Annotated in this window: 18 protein-coding genes; 11 read left to right on the top strand and 7 right to left on the bottom strand. The window is 57.3% G+C overall.

Features of this window, described 5'->3' with window-relative positions; all coding sequences use genetic code 11:
- Window positions 1-625 precede the first annotated feature (625 nt).
- The 7 genes from RX972_RS27335 to RX972_RS27305 all read left to right on the top strand — a co-directional run bounded on the left by RX972_RS27335 (window position 626) and on the right by RX972_RS27305 (window position 10,379).
- Window positions 626-1,294 (top strand): ABC transporter ATP-binding protein, encoded by a 669-nt coding sequence (locus tag RX972_RS27335; RefSeq protein ID WP_316880227.1) that lies wholly within the window; start codon window positions 626-628, stop codon window positions 1,292-1,294.
- A 1-nt stretch (window position 1,295) separates the two neighbouring features.
- Complete coding sequence (locus RX972_RS27330; RefSeq protein ID WP_316880228.1) at window positions 1,296-3,776, top strand: ABC transporter permease; 2,481 nt, start codon at window positions 1,296-1,298, stop codon at window positions 3,774-3,776.
- Window positions 3,766-4,839, top strand: coding sequence for a lipocalin-like domain-containing protein (locus RX972_RS27325; RefSeq protein WP_316880225.1), 1,074 nt, complete (start codon window positions 3,766-3,768; stop codon window positions 4,837-4,839). The genes RX972_RS27330 and RX972_RS27325 overlap by 11 nt, the downstream gene beginning before the upstream one ends.
- Window positions 4,840-5,108: 269 nt before the next feature.
- Window positions 5,109-6,881, top strand: a complete 1,773-nt coding sequence (locus RX972_RS27320) for an N-acetylglutaminylglutamine amidotransferase (protein ID WP_027899421.1) — start codon at window positions 5,109-5,111, stop codon at window positions 6,879-6,881.
- A gap of 4 nt (window positions 6,882-6,885) precedes the next feature.
- Complete coding sequence (ngg, locus tag RX972_RS27315; RefSeq protein ID WP_099269588.1) at window positions 6,886-8,634, top strand: N-acetylglutaminylglutamine synthetase; 1,749 nt, start codon at window positions 6,886-6,888, stop codon at window positions 8,632-8,634.
- 95 nt (window positions 8,635-8,729) lie between these two features.
- Window positions 8,730-9,932: an osmoprotectant NAGGN system M42 family peptidase gene (locus RX972_RS27310; RefSeq protein WP_316880222.1), complete on the top strand. Its 1,203-nt coding sequence runs from the start codon at window positions 8,730-8,732 to the stop codon at window positions 9,930-9,932.
- 219 nt (window positions 9,933-10,151) lie between these two features.
- Window positions 10,152-10,379 (top strand): YheU family protein, encoded by a 228-nt coding sequence (locus tag RX972_RS27305; RefSeq protein ID WP_027899418.1) that lies wholly within the window; start codon window positions 10,152-10,154, stop codon window positions 10,377-10,379.
- Here RX972_RS27305 and csrA read toward each other — a convergent pair whose 3' ends face one another.
- From csrA to RX972_RS27285, 4 genes are all read right to left on the bottom strand, one after another.
- Window positions 10,380-10,595, bottom strand: coding sequence for a carbon storage regulator CsrA (gene csrA / locus RX972_RS27300; RefSeq protein ID WP_231675706.1), 216 nt, complete (start codon window positions 10,593-10,595; stop codon window positions 10,380-10,382).
- Between the two features lie 149 nt (window positions 10,596-10,744).
- A complete protein-coding gene (locus tag RX972_RS27295) occupies window positions 10,745-11,077 on the bottom strand; it encodes a YnfA family protein (RefSeq protein ID WP_027899416.1) in 333 nt (110 codons plus the stop codon).
- A 238-nt stretch (window positions 11,078-11,315) separates the two neighbouring features.
- A complete protein-coding gene (locus RX972_RS27290; protein ID WP_316880218.1) occupies window positions 11,316-12,131 on the bottom strand; it encodes an SDR family oxidoreductase in 816 nt (271 codons plus the stop codon).
- A gap of 117 nt (window positions 12,132-12,248) precedes the next feature.
- Entirely contained in the window at window positions 12,249-12,620 is a 372-nt protein-coding gene (locus RX972_RS27285; protein WP_231675704.1) for a DUF2784 domain-containing protein, read from the bottom strand.
- A 232-nt stretch (window positions 12,621-12,852) separates the two neighbouring features.
- Between RX972_RS27285 and RX972_RS27280 the strand changes: the two genes are divergently transcribed.
- Window positions 12,853-13,011 (top strand): DUF3309 family protein, encoded by a 159-nt coding sequence (locus RX972_RS27280; protein ID WP_080238018.1) that lies wholly within the window; start codon window positions 12,853-12,855, stop codon window positions 13,009-13,011.
- Between the two features lie 546 nt (window positions 13,012-13,557).
- On the opposite strand, the gene RX972_RS27275 is transcribed toward RX972_RS27280, so the two are convergent.
- The 3 genes from RX972_RS27275 to RX972_RS27265 all read right to left on the bottom strand — a co-directional run bounded on the left by RX972_RS27275 (window position 13,558) and on the right by RX972_RS27265 (window position 16,839).
- On the bottom strand, window positions 13,558-15,216 hold the full coding sequence (locus RX972_RS27275; protein WP_027899412.1) for a cation acetate symporter: 1,659 nt from the start codon (window positions 15,214-15,216) through the stop codon (window positions 13,558-13,560).
- Entirely contained in the window at window positions 15,213-15,524 is a 312-nt protein-coding gene (locus tag RX972_RS27270; protein WP_002552552.1) for a DUF485 domain-containing protein, read from the bottom strand. The genes RX972_RS27275 and RX972_RS27270 overlap by 4 nt, the downstream gene beginning before the upstream one ends.
- 466 nt (window positions 15,525-15,990) lie before the next feature.
- Entirely contained in the window at window positions 15,991-16,839 is an 849-nt protein-coding gene (locus tag RX972_RS27265; protein WP_231675703.1) for a glycine betaine ABC transporter substrate-binding protein, read from the bottom strand.
- 1,181 nt (window positions 16,840-18,020) lie between these two features.
- On the opposite strand from RX972_RS27265, the gene RX972_RS27260 reads away from it, so the two are divergent.
- The 3 genes from RX972_RS27260 to RX972_RS27250 all read left to right on the top strand — a co-directional run bounded on the left by RX972_RS27260 (window position 18,021) and on the right by RX972_RS27250 (window position 21,562).
- Window positions 18,021-19,319 (top strand): serine/threonine protein kinase, encoded by a 1,299-nt coding sequence (locus tag RX972_RS27260; protein WP_027898475.1) that lies wholly within the window; start codon window positions 18,021-18,023, stop codon window positions 19,317-19,319.
- Window positions 19,312-20,124 carry a VacJ family lipoprotein gene (locus RX972_RS27255; RefSeq protein ID WP_316880118.1) on the top strand — a complete coding sequence of 271 codons (813 nt, stop codon included), beginning with the start codon at window positions 19,312-19,314 and terminating at the stop codon, window positions 20,122-20,124. Before RX972_RS27260 ends, RX972_RS27255 begins: the two co-directional genes overlap by 8 nt.
- 583 nt (window positions 20,125-20,707) lie before the next feature.
- The gene (locus tag RX972_RS27250; protein WP_316880116.1) at window positions 20,708-21,562 is read left to right on the top strand and encodes a pirin family protein; all 855 of its coding nucleotides are present in this window, start codon (window positions 20,708-20,710) and stop codon (window positions 21,560-21,562) included.
- The last annotated feature ends 257 nt before the right edge of the window (window positions 21,563-21,819 follow it).

Below are 21,819 nucleotides of genomic sequence, written 5' to 3'. Positions count from 1 at the left end.
CGGCCATCCATGGCCTGAGGCGGCTAAACCGGCATCCCTGCCGGTTTACCCCACGCAGCAATATCGAATTCCGGCCGGCGTGGTTTAACGGGGCGCCTCAGATCAAAATCAAAAGCGCGGCGGCCTGACAGCCGACCTGGTTGTGTGAGCTTTCCGGTTTTCTGTAGGAGCTGCCGAAGGCTGCGAAGCGGTGTGTCAGACGACGTCTGTGTTGGCTGTGCTGACGTCTCGCGAACAAGTTCGCTCCTACCGGGCCGAGGCGATCCCGCCGTATTCGCTTTGCTTTTGATCTGCTTTTGATCTTAGGCGCCCCGTTAAATCACGCTGGCCGGACGCAGATCTGAAACCGTGGGTAACCCGGCAGGACGCCGGGTTAGCCGCATTGGGCCATGGATGGCCCGTTGCGGCGGCCCACGGTTTCAGATCTGCGGGCGGGCATCCCGAGCCTAGGCGAGGGACCGAGTGGTGGGGTAAGAGCGTTTTGCTTACTTTTGTCTGGGCCGGCTTCCGGATTCACAAAAGTGAGGCGCCGTAAGGGCGCAACCAATATCAGCCGTGACCACAAAACCGGATATGTACACAATATTGCTATCCTCCCCCTACAAACCCGCCAATCGAGCCCCCCATGCTTGAAGTAAAAAACGTCTTCAAGAGCTACGCCACCGCCCAAGGTCCACTGGCAGTTTTGCGTGGAGTGGATTTATCTCTGCAGAAAGGCAGCAGTCTCGCCTTGATGGGCGAATCCGGCAGCGGAAAAAGCACGCTGCTGCATCTGGTGGCTGGGCTTGATCAGGCCGACGAGGGGCAGATCGAGATTGCCGGGCAGCGGCTGGATCTTATGAGCGAATCACAACTCGCCAACTGGCGCCGTACGGAAATCGGCCTGGTGTTCCAGCAATTCAACCTGATCGGCAGCCTCAAAGTTGAAGACAACCTGGCATTTCAGGCGCGGCTGGCCGGGCGTTATGAGCCGCAATGGCAGGCGCAACTGGTGGAACGACTGGGACTTGGGGACTTGCTCAAGCGTTATCCGGAACAACTGTCCGGCGGCCAGCAACAGCGGGTTGCCATTGGCCGGGCGCTGGCATCGCGGCCCGGCCTGCTGCTGGCCGATGAGCCCACCGGCAACCTCGATGAAGCCACCAGCGATGAAGTCCTGCAATTGCTGCTGGACCTGCTGACCGACAGCTCCACCAGCCTGTTGATGGTCACCCACAGCCCTCGGGTGGCCGAGCGACTGGCTCAGAAAGTGATCCTGCATCATGGCCGTCTGGCAACCGAGAGCGATCGCTGAAGTGCGGGTTTTCTACTGGACACTGCGCGCGCTGCTCAGCCACTGGCGACGTCACCCGGTACAGTTTTTCAGTGTACTGACAGGACTTTGGCTGGCAACGGCGCTACTGACCGGCGTTCAGGCACTCAACAGTCAGGCCCGGCAAAGCTATGCCCAGGCCAGCCAATTGATCGGCGGCGAACCGCAAAACAGTCTGACCACCGCCAATAACGGGCCGTTCTCGCAAGACGTGTTTATCAGCCTGCGCCGTGAGGGCTGGCCAGTATCGCCCGTGGTACAGGGCAGGATCTCTCTTCAAGGGCTTGAAGATCGCCGTGTGCAACTGATGGGCATTGAACCGGTGTCATTACCCAGCGGGACAGCGGTGGCTGGACAGACGCTTGATCTTAGCGAGATCGTCGATTTCCTCACGCCACCCGGTCAGACCTGGATCGCTACCCAGACACTGCAAGCGCTGGGCCTCCATGAAGGGCAACAACCGCTGACCAGTAACGGCCTGCTCCTGCCTCCGTTGCACAGTCGAGTCGACATGGCGCCCGGCGTGCTGCTCACGGATATCGGCTTCGCTCAGCCACTGCTGCAGATGCCCAATCAAGTGTCACGTCTACTGCTGCCCAAAGGCTTCGCCGCGAGCAATCCGCCTTTGCCAGCTGAATTGAACGGCCTGCTTCAACTGAAGAAAAGCGGCGAAGAGAACAATCTGACGCGCCTCACCGAAAGTTTCCATCTGAACCTGAATGCTCTGGGCGTGCTTGCCTTCATCGTCGGTCTGTTCATTGTGCATGCGGCCATCGGCTTGGCGCTGGAGCAGCGCCGTGGACTGTTACGTAACCTGCGCGCCTGCGGGGTCAGCGCCAGAATGCTGATTGCAGCGCTGGGTATGGAGTTGGGGGTTTTGGCCTTGCTCGGCGGGCTGCTAGGGATTGCCAGTGGTTATCTGTTGGCGAGCCTGCTGCTGCCCGATGTGGCTGCCAGTCTGCGCGGTTTGTATGGGGCTGAAGTCGCGGGACAACTGAGCCTGAGCCCGATCTGGTGGCTGGGCGGCCTTGGCTTGAGTGTACTGGGTGCCTTGCTGGCCGGGGCGAACAGTCTGCTTCGCGCGGCGCGCCTGCCCTTGCTGGCGCTGGCCAATCCACAAGCCTGGCATCAGGCTCACAGTCGCTGGTTGCGCCGACAGGCCTGGGTTGCGGGCGGCGCGGCAATTACTGCACTGGCCGCGCTGCTGCTCGGCGACAGCCTCGCCGCAGGTTTCGTATTGACGGGCGGTCTGCTGCTGGCTGCGGCGCTGGGTTTACCGGTGCTCCTCAATGGTCTGCTCAACGCGTTGCTGGGACGCAGCCGTTCGGTGCTGGGCCAATGGTTTCTGGCTGATTGCCGCCAGCAATTACCCGCGCTGAGCCTGGCATTGATGGCTCTATTACTGGCACTGGCGGCCAATATAGGCGCGGGGAGCATGACGTCCGGGTTTCGGCAAACCTTCGGCAACTGGCTGGAACAACGGCTGACCGCCGAGTTGTACGTCACGCCGCAAAATGCTGCCCAAGCCCCTGAAATACAGGCCTGGCTTGTGCAACAGCCCAAGGTCAGCGCTGTGCTGCCGAACCGACAAGTGTCGATCCAGCTGCAAGGCTGGCCTGTGGACCTGTTCGGGGTGGTGGATCATTCAACCTATCGTGAACACTGGCCGCTACTGGAGGCCGCCAGTGGTGATCCGTGGGATCAACTGGTGCAGAGTGATAGCGTCATGATCAGCGAACAACTGGCCCGTCGCCTCAAACTGAGCGTCGGGCAAACCCTGACCATCCCCGCCCCTGAAGGCCAATGGAAGCTGCGCATCGTGGGTATCTACGCCGACTACGGCAATCCCAAGGGCCACTTGCTGGTCAACGCCGAACACTTGCTGCGCCACTGGCCGCAACTGGCTGCCAACCGCTTCAACCTGCGCATCGATCCAGCCGCAGTGCCCGCGCTGGTGAGTGAACTGCAACAGCGCTTCGCACTCGACGATAATCACATCATTGATCAGAGCCAGCTCAAAGGCTGGTCTACGCAGGTTTTCGAGCGCACCTTCGCCGCCACGGCCGCCCTCAACAGCCTGACGCTGGCGGTGGCGGGCATCGCGCTGTTCATCAGCCTGCTGACCCAGAGTCAAAGCCGCCTGGGCCAACTGGCGCCGTTGTGGGCGCTCGGCGTCTCGCGACGAAATTTGATGCTACTCAACCTTGGCCAGACCTGGTTGCTGGCGGTGCTGACGCTGATTCTGGCGTTGCCGCTGGGCTTGCTGCTGGCGTGGTGTCTGGATGCAGTGATCAATGTGCAGGCCTTCGGCTGGCGCTTGCCGCTGCATATCTTCCCGATGCAGCTCCTGCAATTGGCCGCGTTGGCACTGCTTGCCACTCTGCTTGCCTCCGCATGGCCGTTGTTGAAGTTATCCCGCACTCGCCCTGCCGACCTGCTGAGGACGTTTGCCAATGAAAATTAACTGCCTGCTCCTGATGATTCTGCTGACCCTTGCTGGCTGCGAACAATCAGAAGAACCCGAGCAGGGTTTCGCCGGGATGGGTAATCAGGCCGAACAGTTCACTCCAGTCACACCGGGCCGTGAGTTCACTTTTCCGGAGGATCACGGCCCGCATCCGGGATTCCGCATCGAGTGGTGGTATATCACTGCCAATCTGAAAGACGAGCAAGGGCAGAGTTTCGGCGTGCAATGGACGCTGTTCCGCAATGCGCTACGGGCTGGCAGTCAGGGTTCCGGGTGGAACGACGGCACGATATGGATGGGCCATGCCGCCGTGACATCGGCCACGCAACACTACGCAGCGGAGCGTTATGCCCGAGGTGGCATTCAGCAAGCGGGTGTAAACCTTGCGCCATTTTCCGCGTGGATAGACGACTGGAAGCTGCACAGCGATTCGACTGAAACAGACCCATTGACCGACATGCAATTGCAGGCGAAAGGTCCGCAGTTCGCTTATCAACTTCACCTGACCTCCAGCAAATCGCTAGTGCTGCAAGGTACACAGGGTTTCAGCCAGAAATCCGAACAGGGCCAGGCCTCTTACTATTACAGCCAGCCCTACTTCAAGGCCGAGGGTGAACTGACCATTGCTGGCAAACGCTATCGAGTCAGCGGCCCGGCGTGGCTGGACCGTGAATGGAGCAGCCAGCCGTTGACTGCCAACCAGACCGGCTGGGACTGGTTCTCAGTGCATCTGGACAGCGGCGAAGAGTTGATGCTGTATCGCATGCGGCAAAAACAGGGTGAGCCCTATCTGACCGGCACATGGATCGACGCTGACGGCAGCACCCAGTTGCTGACGGCCAAGGACATCAGCCTTTCTCCATTGGCCAACACACGTGTTGCAGGCCACGACATGCCGACCCGCTGGTCGGTAAGAATTCCCGGCAAGGGTCTCGAAATCACCACCGAAGCGCTGAACCCCAAGGCCTGGATGGACCTGCAGATTCCCTACTGGGAAGGCCCGATTACCTTGAGTGGCAGCCATAAGGGCGTGGGGTATCTGGAGATGACGGGGTATTGAACCCTCGCTCTCAAGCGGGCCAGAACCGGTAGGAGCGAACTTGTTCGCGAGAGGCTTCACGCGGTGATTCAGGCACATCGCCCCCTCGCGAACAAGTTCGCTCCTACCAGTTTGTATGAGCCTCACATGAGCTCGGCACCTTCGGATATTCAGGTAGCCAACACTTGCTTATAACCGATTGATCTAAAACTCCCCCGTTTCCCATGGGTCAGTTTCTGGGTGGCTGCATTTTCTCAGCCACCTCCCCAACGGAAAACCGGTAAGGACTTATGTGCGGATTAGCAGGTGAACTACGTTTTGACCATCAACCAGCGGATCTAGCCGCTGTTGAACGCATTACCCATGAGCTGGCGCCTCGCGGCCCGGATGCGTGGGGGTTTCATAGCCAGGGGCCGATTGCCCTTGGTCACCGCCGCCTGAAAATCATGGACCTGTCGGACGGCTCGGCGCAGCCGATGATCGACAGCCACCTTGGTCTGTCCATGGCCTTCAACGGTGCGGTGTACAACTACCCGGAACTGCGTACCGAGCTGCAAGGCCTGGGTTATCAGTTCCATTCCGACGGCGACACCGAAGTGTTGCTCAAGGGCTATCACGCCTGGGGCGTTGATCTGCTGCCCAAGCTGAACGGCATGTTCGCCTTCGCAATCTGGAATCGCGACAAGCAGGAATTGTTCATCGCTCGTGACCGTCTCGGCGTCAAGCCGCTGTACTTTTCGCGTACCGACAAGCGCCTGCGCTTCGCATCAACGTTGCCTGCACTGCTGAAAGGCGGTGACATCAGCGGCATGCTCGACCCGGTAGCGCTCAATCACTACCTGAACTTCCACGCCGTAGTCCCTGCCCCGCGCACGCTGCTTGCCGGTGTCGAAAAGCTCGCACCGGCTAGCTGGATGCGCATTGACGCCCACGGCAAGACCGAGCAGAAAGTGTGGTGGCGTCTGCCTTACGGGCCGCACGCTGACGAGGCTAACCTCACTCTGGAAGACTGGCGTGATCGTGTGCTCGACAGCACCCGCGAAGCCGTGGCGATTCGTCAACGTGCCGCTGTAGATGTGGGCGTACTGCTTTCGGGCGGTGTGGATTCGAGCATGCTGGTTGGATTGCTGCGGGAAGTCGGCGTCGAAAACCTGTCGACCTTCTCCATCGGTTTTGAAGATGCAGGCGGTGAACGTGGTGACGAATTCCAGTACTCCGACCTGATCGCCAAGCATTACGGCACTAATCACCATCAGCTGCGCATTCAGGAACACGAGATCATCGAGCAATTGCCTGCGGCGTTCCGCGCCATGAGCGAACCGATGGTCAGCCACGACTGCATCGCGTTTTACCTGCTGTCCCGGGAAGTCGCCAAGCATTGCAAAGTGGTGCAAAGCGGCCAGGGTGCAGACGAATTGTTCGCCGGTTATCACTGGTATCCGCAAGTCGATGGCGCCGCCGACCCGGTCGCTGCCTATCGAGATGCCTTTGTCGACCGCAGCTATGACGAGTACGCCGCCACCGTCCAGCCTAAATGGCTGACTGCCAATGACGCAGCGGGCGATTTCGTCCGTGAGCATTTCGCTCAGCCAGGTGCTGATGCGGCGGTAGATAAGGCGTTACGTCTGGACAGCACGATTATGCTGGTTGATGACCCGGTCAAGCGCGTTGACAACATGACCATGGCCTGGGGTCTGGAAGCGCGTACACCGTTCCTCGACTACCGCCTTGTTGAACTGTCGGCGCGTATTCCCGGCAAATTCAAGCTGCCCGATGGTGGCAAGCAGGTACTGAAAGAAGCTGCGCGTCTGGTCATTCCTTCGGAAGTGATCGACCGTAAAAAAGGCTACTTCCCGGTTCCGGGCCTCAAGCATCTGGAAGGGGCCACGCTGGGTTGGGTACGTGACTTGCTGGTAGACCCAAGCCAGGATCGCGGCCTGTTCAACCCTGCCATGATCGACAAACTGTTGACCAACCCGGAAGGTCAACTGACTCCTCTGCGCGGCTCGAAGTTGTGGCAGTTGGCGGCGCTGAACCTGTGGCTCAGCGAACAAGGACTCTGATTAAATGAAACAGCATTCGACGACGTACAGCCAGCGCCTGCTGCGCGGTCAGTCGCCCTCCTATGAACGTCTTCAGGCGCGATTCGCTGAAGACGGCAGCGACACTGAAGCCAAGCCGCTTGCGCTGCACTGCGGCTGGGGGCGACTGCTGATCGGTCACACCTACCCCGATCCGGCGACGCTTGCCAATGAACTGCTCAATGAAAAACCCGGAGAACGCGACATCGCGTTGTACGTCGCTGCGCCGCAGCAAGTACTGGCTCAATCACCACAGCAGCTGTTTCTCGATCCGTCGGACACACTGCGCCTGTGGTTCAGCGATTACCGCCCGGCGCAGCGCGTATTTCGTGGCTTCCGGATTCGTCGCGCCCAGAACAGTACTGACTGGCAGGCGATCAACAACCTGTACATCGCTCGCGGCATGTTGCCCATTGACCCCGAACTGCTGACCCCGCGTCATCAGGGCGGTCCGGTGTACTGGCTCGCGGAAGATGAAACGACTAACGCGGTGATCGGCAGCGTGATGGGCCTCAATCACCACAAGGCGTTCCACGATCCGGAAAACGGCAGCAGCCTCTGGTGCCTGGCGGTAGACCCGCAATGCACCCGACCCGGGGTTGGCGAAGTGTTGGTTCGACATCTGGTTGAGCACTTCATGAGCCGTGGCCTGAGTTATCTGGACCTGTCGGTGCTGCATGACAATCATCAAGCCAAGGCTTTGTATGCCAAGCTCGGCTTCCGTAACTTGCCGACTTTCGCCATCAAGCGCAAAAACGGTATCAATGAAGTGCTGTTCCTCGGCCCGGGTCCGCAGGCGGACTTTAATCCTTACGCACGGATCATCGTCGAAGAAGCTCATCGGCGCGGTATTGAAGTGCAGGTTGATGATGCTGAAGCTGGGTTGTTCACGCTGGCTTATGGCGGCCGCCGGATTCGCTGCCGGGAATCGCTGAGCGATCTGACCAGTGCTGTCAGCATGACCCTGTGCCAGGACAAAAGCCTAACCCACAAAGCCCTGAAAGCGGCAGGTTTGAAGCTGCCAGCTCAGCAACGGGCTGGTGACGAAGACGCGGATCTGGCGTTTCTTGAAGAACATAAACAGATCGTCGTCAAACCACTGGATGGCGAACAAGGCCAGGGCGTCGCGGTCAACTTGCGCACCCCCGAAGAAATGCGCGGAGCCATCGAGCGCGCCAGACAGTTCGATACGCGGGTGATTCTGGAAAGCTTCCACGAAGGCCTGGATCTGCGCATTGTCGTGATCGGATTCGAGGTGGTGGCTGCCGCTATTCGCCGCCCGGCAGAAGTGGTCGGCGATGGTCGCCATACCATCGGGCAATTGATTGAAGCCCAGAGCCGTCGCCGTGCCGCCGCAACCAGTGGTGAAAGCAAGATTCCCGTGGATGAAGAAACAGAGCGCACGGTACGTGACGCAGGTTATGAATTTGACAGCATATTGCCGATGGACGAACGCCTGGCCGTTCGCCGCACTGCCAACCTGCACACAGGTGGCTGCCTTGAAGATGTCACGTCGATTCTGCACCCGGTGCTGAGCGACGCGGCTATCCGCGCAGCCCGCGCGCTGGACATTCCGGTAGTAGGCCTCGACCTGATGGTCCCTGCCGCTGATCAGCCCGAGTATGTATTTATCGAGGCCAATGAACGGGTCGGCCTGGCCAACCATGAACCGCAACCCACGGCAGAAAAGTTTGTTGATCTGCTGTTTCCGCACAGTTTGCCTGCACATAGCTGAGAGCAGCCTCAAGCCTCAAGCTGCAAGCCAAAAGCGGACCCGGTCCAGCTTGTAGCTTGCGGCTAATAACTTGCAGCTGCTCCGAAGGAGCTCAAATGACCACTGCAAAAAATATCCCCGAACCGGATCTGAACTACCTGCAGAAAGTCCTGTTGGAAATGCTCGCGATCCCAAGCCCGACAGGTTTCACCGACACCATCGTGCGCTATGTCGCCGAGCGTCTTGAAGAGTTGGGCATACCGTTCGAACTGACCCGTCGCGGCACGATTCGCGCCACACTGAAGGGCAAACAGAACAGCCCTGACCGTGCAGTCTCTGCGCATCTGGACACCATTGGCGCCGCCGTGCGAGAGGTGAAAGAAAACGGTCGCCTGTCACTGGCGCCGGTTGGCTGTTGGTCGAGCCGCTTCGCCGAAGGCAGCCGCGTCAGCGTGTTCACTGATCACGGCGTGATTCGCGGCAGCGTGCTGCCGTTGATGGCATCCGGTCATGCGTTCAACACTGCAGTTGATGAAATGCCCATCAGTTGGGATCACGTCGAGCTGCGCCTCGATGCCTACAGCACCACCAAGGCCGATTGTGAATCCCTGGGCGTTGGCATCGGTGACTTCGTCGCCTTTGACCCGCTGCCCGAGTTCACTGAAAGCGGCCATATCAGCGCTCGCCATCTGGATGATAAAGCCGGGGTCGCCGCGCTACTGGCGGCACTCAAGGCCATCGTCGACAGCGGCGCCGAGCCACAGATCGACTGCCACCCGTTGTTCACCATTACCGAGGAAACTGGCACCGGCGCCGCGGGAGTATTGCCTTGGGATGTCAGTGAATTCGTCGGCATCGATATCGCTCCGGTTGCTCCCGGTCAACATTCCAGCGAACACGCCGTGAGTGTCGCAATGCAGGATTCCGGTGGCCCTTACGACTATCACCTGTCCCGCCATCTGCTGCGTCTGGGCAGTGAGAATGAACTCCCGGTACGTCGAGACATGTTCCGGTACTACTTCAGCGATGCCCATTCGGCGGTTACCGCAGGCCACGACATTCGTACCGCCCTGCTCGCTTTCGGCTGTGATGCCACTCATGGTTACGAGCGCACTCATATCGACAGCCTCGCGGCACTGAGCCGTCTGCTGGGCGCTTACATGCTCAGCCCGCCGGTTTTCGCCAGCGACGCACAGCCCGCGCAATCTTCGCTGGAGCGCTTCAGCCATCAGATCGAACACGACACACAGATGGAAACCGATACCCGCGTGCCGAGTGTCGACAGCCTGCTTGGGCAGCATAAGGAAGAGGTGGAGTAGTAATCTTCGGCTTGAAATATGTCCTGTAGGAGCCGAGCTTGCTCGCGATAAACGATAACGCGGTATACCTGCCTATCGCGCTAGCCTTATCGCGGGCAAGCCACGCTCCCACAAGGGAATCGCGTTTCAAATTTACTGGCGGGGATAAGCCGCGATTATTCCACCTGCTTTTTCCACACATCGGCACTATCATCGCCGGGAATTGATGCGAGAACGCCCATGCTGATTCCTTACGACCAACTCGAAGCCGATACCCTCACCCGCCTGATAGAGGACTTCGTCACGCGTGACGGCACCGACAATGGTGACGAAACGCCGCTGGAAACTCGCGTACTGCGCGTCCGGCATGCATTGAGCAAAGGCCAGGCGGTGATTTTTTTCGATCTGGAAAGCCAACAGTGCCAGCTCATGCTCAAGCATGACGTGCCCAAGGAGTTTTTTGACTGATCAGGACTTAGCGCCTGGAACCGCCCGGGTGGCTTTTGCCGCCTGCTGTGAAAGCCTTTGAGCGATACGTTTGTAAACCTCTGCCCGGTGCACTTTGACGTGCCTGGGCGCTTCGACCCCAAGTCGTATCTGATTGCCGTGAATGGCCAGAATATGGATGGTGATGTCATCACCGATAGAAAACACTTCTCCTGCGTCGCGCATTATTACCAGCATGTCCCTGCTCTCTTATTGTTTACCAGAGGGCAGAGTGCATGGCCTGTCTACGGTCATCAATTGGCCAGGTAAAATTCAGTAATGTCCTTCGTCTCCGCCGGAATTGGTCGAAGGAAATGTCTTACATAACTGCGACCGACGTAGGAAATTTACTGCGCTGACCAGCGCGGACCGAACAGAATGATGCTCGCGCCAATCACACAAAGTGCCGCGCCCAGCCAGTCCGATGACAATGGTCTGACCCGCTCGATAAGCCCCAGCCAGGCAATGGAAGCGACAACGTAGATCCCGCCATAAGCCGCATACGCCCGACCGGCATACGCCGCCTCGACACGGGTCAGCAACACGGCAAATAACGTCAGACTGATCAGCGCGGGAATCACCCAAAGCGCACTCTTGCCCTGCCGCAGCCACATCCAGAACGCATAGCAACCCGCGATCTCAAACAAAGCCGCCAGAAAAAACCACAGGTAATTGAGCACGGAGAATCTCATCAACAGTTGAAATGATGGCGGCAACCGTATCAGAAAACCGGGGCTGTAACGAAAGGCATGCAGTCCAAAGAGAGCACTTATGAACACCACGCCGGTTGAACCGGGACGCGGTCATGTGGGAGCTGGCCTTGCCCGCGATAAAAGCACCTCGATCTATCCTGAATTGCGTCCAGCCTTATCGCGGGCAAGCCCGGCTCCCACATAGATCAAATTCACAGCTGGTAATTTACTCCCTGACCTGCCGCGCCTTCGCCCGCATTTTCTCGCACATGCTCGCCATCTCGTCGTAAAGCGCCTGTGGGCTCTTCTGTTTCAGCTGCCAGGCCATACGCCCCTGCTCGTGGGGCAGGATCATGAATTCGCCTTGCGCGACGTGCTCGTAGATATAGTCAGCGATCTCCGCTGCCGTGATCGGCGAGCTTTCCAGCAACTTGCCAACTTGAGCTTTCATGGCTGGCGTCGGTCCACGGAAAGAATCCAGCAGATTGGTCTGGAAAAACGACGGACACACGACGTGGACACCGACTTCCTGCTGACGCAATTCCACCAGCAGACTTTCCGATAAGGCCACCACTCCGGCTTTGGCGACGTTGTAATTGCTCATCGCGGGACCCTGCATGAGGGCAGCCATGGACGCGATATTGATGATCTTGCCCTTGCTCGCTTCCAGCATCGGCAGGAAAGCCTTACAGCCTTTGACGACGCCCATAAGGTTGATCGCGATCTGCCAGTCCCAGTCTTCAAGGGACAGCTCTTTGAAAAAACCACCCGACGCCACACCCGCGTTGTTGACGATGATGTCGACACCGCCAAACTTCTCTTCGCACGTTTGGGCCAATGCGGTCAGTTGACTGTAGTCACGCACATCGCAGCGCTGCACGAAGCCATCGCCACCGGCCTCGCGCACCTGCCTGAGGGTTTCCTGCAAACCGGCATCGTTGACGTCAGACAGTGCCAGACGCCAGCTTTCCCGGGCCCAGCGTAAAGCGATTTCGCGACCCAGGCCGGAACCTGCCCCGGTGATCATGATGCGATTGTGCATAGCAAACGCCTTGTGGTTAGGGGCTCATGTTTTTTTCAACGTGAACTCAGTGTAACCACGGAAATCGTCGCTTCGACCCACCATCAAGGCGCTGAATGACACGGGCAAACCCACGACCTACGCGGGCTTGCGCCATAAGCGAATGACGAGCCAGCCATACACCGCAAGGTTACTCACCACCACTATCGCACCCAGCCACAGCTGGATCTGCGGAGTCAGGCCTGCGGGGTAAATCAACGCGACCAGATAGTGTTCGATGAAGCCTGCCTCGTAACCCACACCACCAGCGCGAACCCGAAGCGCGTTTTCCAGGGGTGTCAGTGGGCAGTAAAGGTGAAAAAACTCCACCACGGCTCCCCAGAGCATCGCGGGTATATGCAACACCATCACCCATCGCCAGCGTAAAACCAGCACCCCGCCAAACAGCACGAAGACGATGAACAACAGATGGACGACCAGTACAGCATCAGCTCCCAGACGATAGAGCATGAAAAATATCCTCAGCGCCAGCAGACGAAAATGAAAACAGTTGTAGCGGTTTAAAGTTCAACGTAATTGAGGCAACTATAAACATTTTTCAAAATGTAAACTTTCTCACCTTTCCGATGGACTTTTTCTGGACGCCTACAGTCGGATCATTCAAGCAGCACAAACTTTATGCCATTGGGCGGAAGCTTGAACTGTTCTAGCCATCTACCAAGAACTAAGGAAGGAATTCATCATGGGCATCGGCACTATTCTTATCATCGTCCTGATCCTGCTGTTGATCGGCGGTCTGCCAGTATTCCCGCACTCCCGCAGCTGGGGCTATGGTCCATCGGGCATCATCGGTACCGTTCTGGTGATTCTGCTGATTCTGGTGTTGCTGGGACGGATATAACGTTCCCACGCCAGCAGTAAAACAGCCCCGCTAAATAGCGGGGCTTTTTATTGGCCTGACAACTAATAGCTTCCAGCGCTTAACTATCAAATCCCCTTTTCATCTAACCACTTGATGGCAAAGTGTCTGACAATCCAACATCGCGACCGCCGTAAACTCCGATGACTTCTATCAAACTAAATTCAACTACCTGATCTGGAATGCGTTTTCTGCAGGCGCTTCTGAAGGCTGCGACGCATGATCGTGACACACCGCCATCGCAGCCTTCGGCAGCGCCTTGCAGGTCCAGCGTTGCTGCACCACAGCGCGGTGTCACTTCCATTAATAACATTACGACCTGATTTGGAATGCGTTTTCTGTAGGAGCTGCCGAAGGCTGCGAAGCATTTACCCTGACATGCCGCCATCGCAGCCTTCGGCAGCTCCTACAGGTTCAGTATTTGCTGCACCGCTATCCTGTGAGCACAGAATTCGTGTTCAGGTGAAAATTCTCGCGGCAATAAAAAAGCAGCCCGAAGGCTGCTTCTTGTAGAGCACTTACTACTGTTTAGTGCGACACCGCACCGCTGGCACCCAGGCCAGTCTGCGAGCGTACGAACTGCGGATAGAACAAGGCGCGCTCGCCCTCTGCCGCTTTCGACTTGTCGGTAATCGAGAAGAACCAGATACCCACGAATGCGATGGCGATGGAGAACAGCGCCGGGTATTCGTAAGGGAAGATGGCTTTCTCGTGATGCAGGATCTGCACCCAGATGGTTGGACCCAGAACCATCAGCACCACGGCGCTGATCAAGCCCATCCAGCCACCAATCATGGCGCCACGGGTGGTCAGGTTTTTCCAGTACATGGAAAGCAGCAGAACCGGGAAGTTACAGCTGGCTGCGATGGAGAACGCCAGGCCCACCATGAACGCGATGTTCTGGCTTTCGAACGCGATGCCCAAGAGGATTGCCACGACTGCCAGAGCAATAGTAGTCATCTTCGAGACACGGATTTCGTCCTTCTCGTTGGCCTTGCCAGCCTTGATCACGCTGGCATACAGGTCGTGAGACACCGCCGAGGCACCGGCCAGGGTCAGACCGGCAACCACTGCCAGAATGGTCGCAAACGCTACTGCCGAAATGAAGCCCAGGAACAGACTGCCACCGACCGCATCCGCAAGGTGCACCGCTGCCATGTTGTTACCACCCAACAAAGCGCCTGCTGCATCTTTGAACGCCGGGTTGGTGCTGACCAGCAGGATCGCGCCGAAGCCGATGATGAAGGTCAGGATGTAGAAGTAACCGATGAAGCCAGTGGCGTAGAGCACGGACTTACGGGCTTCCTTGGCATCACTCACGGTGAAGAAGCGCATCAGGATGTGCGGCAGACCTGCGGTACCGAACATCAGCGCCAGGCCCAGAGAGAACGCCGAGATCGGATCTTTCACCAGACCGCCCGGGCTCATGATCGCTTCACCTTTAGGGTGAACCTTGACCGCCTCGGAGAACAGCATGTTGAAGTCGAAGTTGACGTGCTTCATCACCATCAGCGCCATGAACGACGCACCGGAGAGCAGCATTACCGCTTTGATGATTTGTACCCAGGTGGTTGCCAGCATGCCGCCGAACAGCACATACAGGCACATCAGGATACCGACCAGAATGACCGCAACGGTGTAGTCCAGGCCGAACAGCAACTGGATCAACTTACCGGCACCGACCATCTGCGCGATCAGGTAGAACGCAACCACCACCAGCGAACCGCAGGCAGACAGGGTGCGAATCTCTTTCTGCTTGAGGCGATAGGACGCCACGTCAGCAAAGGTGTATTTACCCAGGTTACGCAGGCGCTCGGCGATCAGGAACAGAATGATCGGCCAGCCCACGAGAAAGCCGATCGAGTAGATCAGACCGTCATAACCCGAGGTGTACACCAGCGCGGAAATCCCCAAAAAGGACGCCGCCGACATGTAGTCACCCGCAATCGCCAGGCCGTTCTGAAAGCCGGTGATTTTGCCGCCCGCTGAATAGTAGTCCGATGCTGTCTTGTTCTTTTTCGAGGCCCAATAAGTGATGTACAGGGTGAAGGCGACGAACACCACGAACATGACGATCGCGGAGATGTTCAGTGGCTGTTTCTGCACAGCGCCGGTCAACGCATCTGCCGCCCAGAGGGACGGTGCAAAAGCGGCCAGGCCGAATGCTGCTGATAGACGCCCGATCATTGCTGTGCCTCCTTCAGGATGGCGTTGTTCAGGTCATCGAATTCACCGTTGGCACGGCGAACATAGATGGCTGTCAGCACAAAAGCAGACAAGATCAGGCCGACCCCGATCGGCATTCCCCAGGTAATGGTCGATGTCGGGCTAAGTTTCGCGCCCAGAATATGTGGTCCGTAAGCAATCAAAAGGATGAAAGCGGCATAAAGCCCGAGCATGATCGCTGAAAGAATCCAGGCGAACCGCTCCCTTTTGGATACCAGCTCCTTGAAACGGGGGCTGTTTTGAATCGAGAGGTAAATGCTGTCGTTCATTGTTTTTGTCCTCGCAGCACAGATGAGATGTCACGTATTGCACTTTAGTCCGGTCTGGCAAGCTCTCCAGACGACCTTAGTATTAGAGCGACATTAGTCGTAGATTGGGGGTTGTGCATTAAATCTGTCGAAGCGAGCGGGTGTGATGCAATCTCGAATATTGGCGCAATATCGTGGGGCCGGCTGTTAGCCGTAAAGAGGCCAGGACAATCACCGAAAATGGGTCGCCTGAAGTATCGCCTTCCCGGCTAAAGTCGGTCCTGAGGATTAGCGCGGTCCAGGTGGGAGCGAGGCTTGCCCGCGATACATGAGACGCAGTTATAAGGCATACACAATGTGTTGTTTATAGCCCGGATACAGCCCAGATCATGCACCCCAGCATCTTCACCAGACACAAAAACCTGCCAATAAAAAACCGCCCGGTCGTTAACCGGGCGGCTCGGGGTGCTGCGTCAGACGTGGCCGTTTATTTACCCGTCCACTCCTTCACGCGCTCAGGGTTCTTGGCAACCCAGGCTTCAGCCGCTGCTTCAGGCTTGGCGCCATCCTGGATGGCCAGCATGACCTCACCGATTTCATCCTTGGACTTCCACTGGAACTTCTTCAGAAACTCGACGACTTCCGGTGCCTTGGTCGCCAGCTCTTTGCTGCCGACGCTATCAACGGTTTCAGCAGCACCATAGACGCCCTTCGGATCTTCGAGGAATTTGAGTTTCCACTTGGCGAACATCCAGTGCGGCACCCAGCCGGTCACTGCGATGGACTCCTTCTTGTTCTCAGCACGCGTCAGCTCGGCAATCATCCCGGCGCCGGAACTGGCCTGGAGCTTGTAGCCGTCCAGCCCGTAATCCTTGATTGCCTGATCGGTTTTGATCATGACGCCCGAGCCTGCATCAATACCGACAATCTTCTTCTTGAAGGAAGCATCGGTCTTGAGATCTTCAATGCTGTTGGCTTTCACGTACTCAGGCACGATCAGGCCGATCTTGGCGTCCTTGAAGTTGGCGCCATAGTTCACGACGTTGTCTTTGTTCTTCGCCAGATACTCGCCATGAGTGACCGGCAGCCAGGCTGACAGCATCATGTCCAGCTTGCCAGTCGCAACGCCCTGCCACATGATCCCGGCCGCGACCGCTTGCAGCTTTACGTCATAACCCAGCTTCTGTTTGATCACTACAGCAGCGACGTTGGTGGTCGCAACGCTGTCGGACCAACCGTCTACGTAACCGATACTCACTTCTTTGGCATGTGCCAGCGTGGAACTGACAGCAAGCGCCAGAGCGGCACTCACGCCCAGGATTTTTCGCATCTTCATCGTTACTTCCCCGGTAGTCTCGCGCCCGACAAGAGGGTCAGGCATCGTTAACGTTTTTATAAAGACCGCAGTCCGCGCCCAGCCTTGGAGCACCGCGCACTTTTTCACGCCTCAATGACTCGGCGAATGATGGCCAGCATCGTATCGCCCGTTGATCATCAACCCCCAAGGCAATCCGACATGCTCTGTCAGCGACATCAAGACACGGAGAAACGACATCGGCGTGCCATCAGCGACAACGTTGTCGTAAAAGCAGCCGCCTCCGTCCGGAAATTGCATGTCGAATAGCATTCACCTGTACTGCCGCTTTCGAAGAACCAGCACTTGGTCAGGGCCGGTACACCGCATCGGCTTACCCCACACCACGTGACAACGAGCGCTACCGGGTAACGCACGTTGATGACAGGAGTGTTACCGCCAGCCCGGCAACCGCTGTAACAGCGTGTAACACGGAAACATATCGCCCCCTCCCTAGCACCTCTCTCCACCCACTAACAACATAAGCCATTGATTTCAATAGAATTAAAAAAGTTGGCACAGCTTCTGCTATATCTCTGGCATAACAAGAATAAAAATGCGGCATACCTAATAAGAACAAGACGTATCGGCTCTGACATAACAAGAACAAAGGCACAGAGACGCAGCTAACAGATTTTTTTGGAGTGGATCAGCTTCACTGAGGCGCCTTAGGGCTCTCGTAACCGGGCAGAGAACAATAAAACTACCCTCAGGTAGCTCCCGAACTGGTTGGATCGCAAGGTCGGAGTGAGTCAGCGCTCAAAAAAATACGTTTGCTCTTGATCCCGGATGGGGATCGAACAAGAACGCAGTAAAGGGATCGGTCGCCAAAAACAACAACAGGCCACCCTAAAACAATAAAAAAAGAGCACGTAAAACCATTTAAAGGGGAGCCTCGGCTCCCCTTTATGCTGTCTGGGGTTTGTGGCGCGCGGCCTGTCCCTGTTTGAATAACCCTATTTGTAACCTCGGTGAGCTCCTACAGGGTTTGATTCCATCCCTTCCCGCTATAAAAAACCACACCACTGCTCTCTTGACGCCAGAGAACGTGTATTGTCTCGATCTATTTACAAAGGTTCGCTTGCGAGTAGGGCACTTTGGCACTACACCGATGGTCATAGCCCGCGTATCTCATCAGCACTTCTTTCCCAAGGGATCTAGTCATGCTCCGTTTCCTGCGCTTCGCTGCCATTGTTGGCGGCCTCTGTTTGAGTGCGTCCGCTATGGCGGTCGATGTCGACCCCGCCACGTATGGCTTTCCTTTAAAGAACCCTTTTGAAGCGACCATTGCCACCACGCCTCCTGACATGCGTCCAGAGTTGCCCGCCGACGATGACATCGATCAGGATGACTACACCCTGAATCTGCGTCCGGAGCGCGAGTTCACGCTGCCAGACAATTTCTGGGCAGTGAAAAAACTACGTTACCGCCTGGCCAAGCAGGATCATGCTGCACCGCTGATCTTCCTGATCGCGGGTACTGGCGCACCGTATAACAGCACCATCAACGAATTCCTGAAGAAGCTTTACTACGGCGCGGGTTATCACGTCGTACAGCTGTCGTCGCCAACCAGCTACGACTTCATGAGCGCTGCCTCACGTTTCGCGACACCGGGCATTTCTACCGAAGACGCCGAAGACTTGTACCGCGTAATGCAGGCGGTGCGAGCACAACAAACCGAGCTGAAAATCACCGACTTCTATCTGACGGGTTACAGCCTCGGCGCGCTGAATGCCGCGTTCGTCAGCCGTCTGGATGAGACCCGCCGCAGCTTCAACTTCAAGAAAGTCCTGCTGCTCAATCCGCCGGTCAACCTCTACACCTCGATCTCCAACCTCGACAAACTGGTGCAGACCAACGTCAAGGGCATCGATAACAGCACCACTTTCTACGAGCTGGTACTGGCCAAACTGACCCGTTACTTCCGTCAGAAAGGTTACATCGATCTCAACGACGCTCTGCTGTACGACTTCCAGCAGTCCAAGCAGCACCTGACCAATGAACAGATGGCGATGCTGATCGGCACCTCGTTCCGCTTCTCGTCGGCTGATATCGCCTTTACGTCCGACCTGATCAACCGTCGCGGTCTGATCACGCCGCCGAAGTTTCCGATCACCGAAGGAACCAGCCTGTCGCCGTTCCTGCGTCGCGCGCTGCAATGCGACTTCGATTGCTACCTGACTGAGCAAGTCATCCCGATGTGGCGCGCCCGCACCGACGGTGGCAGCCTGCTGCAACTGGTGGATCAGGTCAGCCTGTATGCGCTGAAGGATTACCTGCACAGCAGCTCGAAGATCGCCGTCATGCACAACGCTGACGACGTGATCCTCGGCTCTGGCGACCTGGGCTTTCTGCGCAAGACCTTCGGCGATCGCCTGACCGTTTACCCTTACGGCGGCCATTGCGGCAACATCAATTACCGCGTCAACAGCGACGCCATGCTGGAGTTCTTCCGTGGCTAAACGTCTTTTACTCCTCGCTGCCCTGCTCTGCGCAGGAACCGTCCAGGCTGCCGACGCCGTCAACAGCAACATTGCTGAACATCCGGCCACTGTGCTTCGTCAGGACGATGCCGACGGCTTTACCCAGCCACTCAAGTCATTGCAGTTCAACCCGGGCCTGGATCAACGGGAATTCGAACGCGCCACTTTGACGGCGCTGGAAGTCTATGACCCGTTGGAGTCGTGGAACCGTCGCGTCTACCACTTCAACTACCGCTTCGACGAGTGGGTGTTCCTGCCGGTGGTCAATGGCTACCGCTACGTAACCCCAAGTTTCGTGCGTACCGGCGTCAGTAACTTTTTCTCCAACCTGGGTGAAATCCCCAACCTGCTGAACAGCCTGTTCCAGTTCAAAGGCCAGCGCTCGCTGGAAACAACCGGCCGCCTGCTGGTTAACACCACCATCGGAGTTGTCGGCCTCTGGGACCCGGCCACCATGATGGGGCTGCCACGCCAGAGCGAGGACTTCGGTCAGACCCTGGGCTTCTACGGCGTACCGACCGGCCCCTACCTGGTGCTGCCGCTCCTTGGCCCCTCCAACCTGCGTGACACCGGTGGCCTGCTGTTCGACTTCACGGCCGAATCGCAGATCAACTTCCTCAACGTGGCTCAGGTCAGCAGCGATCACCCGGAGCTCCTCCTGCTTCGCGCCATTGATCGCCGCTACAGCACCAGCTTCCGCTACGGCCAGATGAACTCACCGTTCGAATACGAGAAAGTGCGTTACGTCTACACCGAAGCCCGCAAGCTGCAGATCGCCGAGTAACACTACGGCGATAAAGAAACGGTCAGCCAGAGTAATCGGGCTGGCCGTTTTTTATGAGCGATTGGAGGTAAACCTGTGGGAGATTCTATGTTGGCCTGCAAGGGTTGATCCCGGTGGGAGCGAATTCATTCGCGAATGCGTCTTGTCAGGCGACAGAAGTGTTGAAGCTGCCGACCCTTTCCCGAATAAATTCGGTCCCACAGGTTTTGCATAAGCTTGAGAGGCTATCAACCTGTTGGAGCGAGGCTTGCCCGCGATGAACGATGACGCAGTATGGCCATGAAACCGAGTCGCCAATATCGCGGGCAAGCCCGGCTCCCACAGGGATTTGCGATCCGCCTGAGACGGTTATCTGTGGGAGATTCTGTGTTGGCCTGCAAAGGGTTGATCCCGGTGGCGAATTTATTCGCGAATAGGCAGGTACATCCACCACTGTTATAGCGGCTGAAAAATAGTCTTCGCGAATAAATTCGCTCCCACGGTCATCACTTCCATCTACAAACCCGATCAATCACCCGCAAAATCCTCACCCATCAATCGATCAAACAGGCATAGCATGGTCGCCATTGATGAGGAGAACCCCATGAGCCAATTCCGCAAAGTATTGTCCATTCAAGCCGGTCAACCCGCGTCAGACGGTGCCGGTGTAAAGCTGACCCGCGTCTTCGGAGGACAGGGTGTTGAGCAGTTCGATCCGTTTCTGATGCTGGACGAGTTCGGTTCCGACAAGCCTGACGACTACATCGCAGGCTTCCCACCGCACCCGCATCGGGGTTTCGAGACAGTCACCTACATGCTTGAAGGCCGTATGCGCCATGAAGATCACATGGGCAACGTCGGCTTGCTACAGGGCGGCGGTGTGCAGTGGATGACCGCAGCACGAGGCGTTATCCACAGCGAAATGCCGGAGCAGGAAGAAGGTGTGATGCGTGGCTTCCAGCTGTGGCTGAACCTGCCGGGCAAGACCAAGCTGAGCGACGCGAGTTATCAGGATATTCAGCCGGAAAACATTCCGCGCCTTACCACCAGCAACGGTGTTGACGTGGTGGTGATCGCCGGGCTGTTCGATGACGGCCAGGTTCAGCAGGCCGGTGCCGTGCAGCGTCCAGACACCGAGCCGCAGTATTTCGACTTCCACATGCCCGCGGGCAGCAGCATCAGTCCGCGTGTTCCTGATGGGCACCGGGTGCTGCTGTACGTCTACGAAGGCAGCCTGAAAGTTGCAGGCCAGCAGCAGACAGTCAGCACCAGCCGAATGGTGCGTTTGTCCGAGGAAGGCGAATTGCAACTGAACACCGCAAACGGTGCCCGAGTGTTGTTGATCGCAGGCAAACCGCTGCGTGAGCCGATCGTGCAATACGGACCGTTTGTGATGAACACCCGGGAAGAGATAGAGCAGGCATTGCGCGATTTTCGGGATGATCGCTTGACGGCTTGATGCTGTTTTGGGCTGTCGAAAAACGACACTCTCCGTGGCAAACCCACTTGTGCAACGGGTATGCGATCAATTGTCGGAGCGAGGCTTGCCCGCGATAAGGCTGGACGCGATAGACCTGATATCTGCGGTGCTCTTATCGCGGGCAAGCCTCGCTCCCACAGGATTTATGCCATCCCAAATACTGCACCATGTCTAAAAGAGGCCAGTGCAGCCGCCGCATCTGTGTCGCCAGATAGTCAGCCCTACCGGCTAAAGCC

This window comes from Pseudomonas syringae group sp. J309-1 (genome assembly GCF_032582135.1).
GTDB lineage: Bacteria > Pseudomonadota > Gammaproteobacteria > Pseudomonadales > Pseudomonadaceae > Aquipseudomonas > Aquipseudomonas quasicaspiana.
Note: the sequence above shows the minus strand (reverse complement) of the source record. Positions and strands in the feature narration are given on the sequence as shown.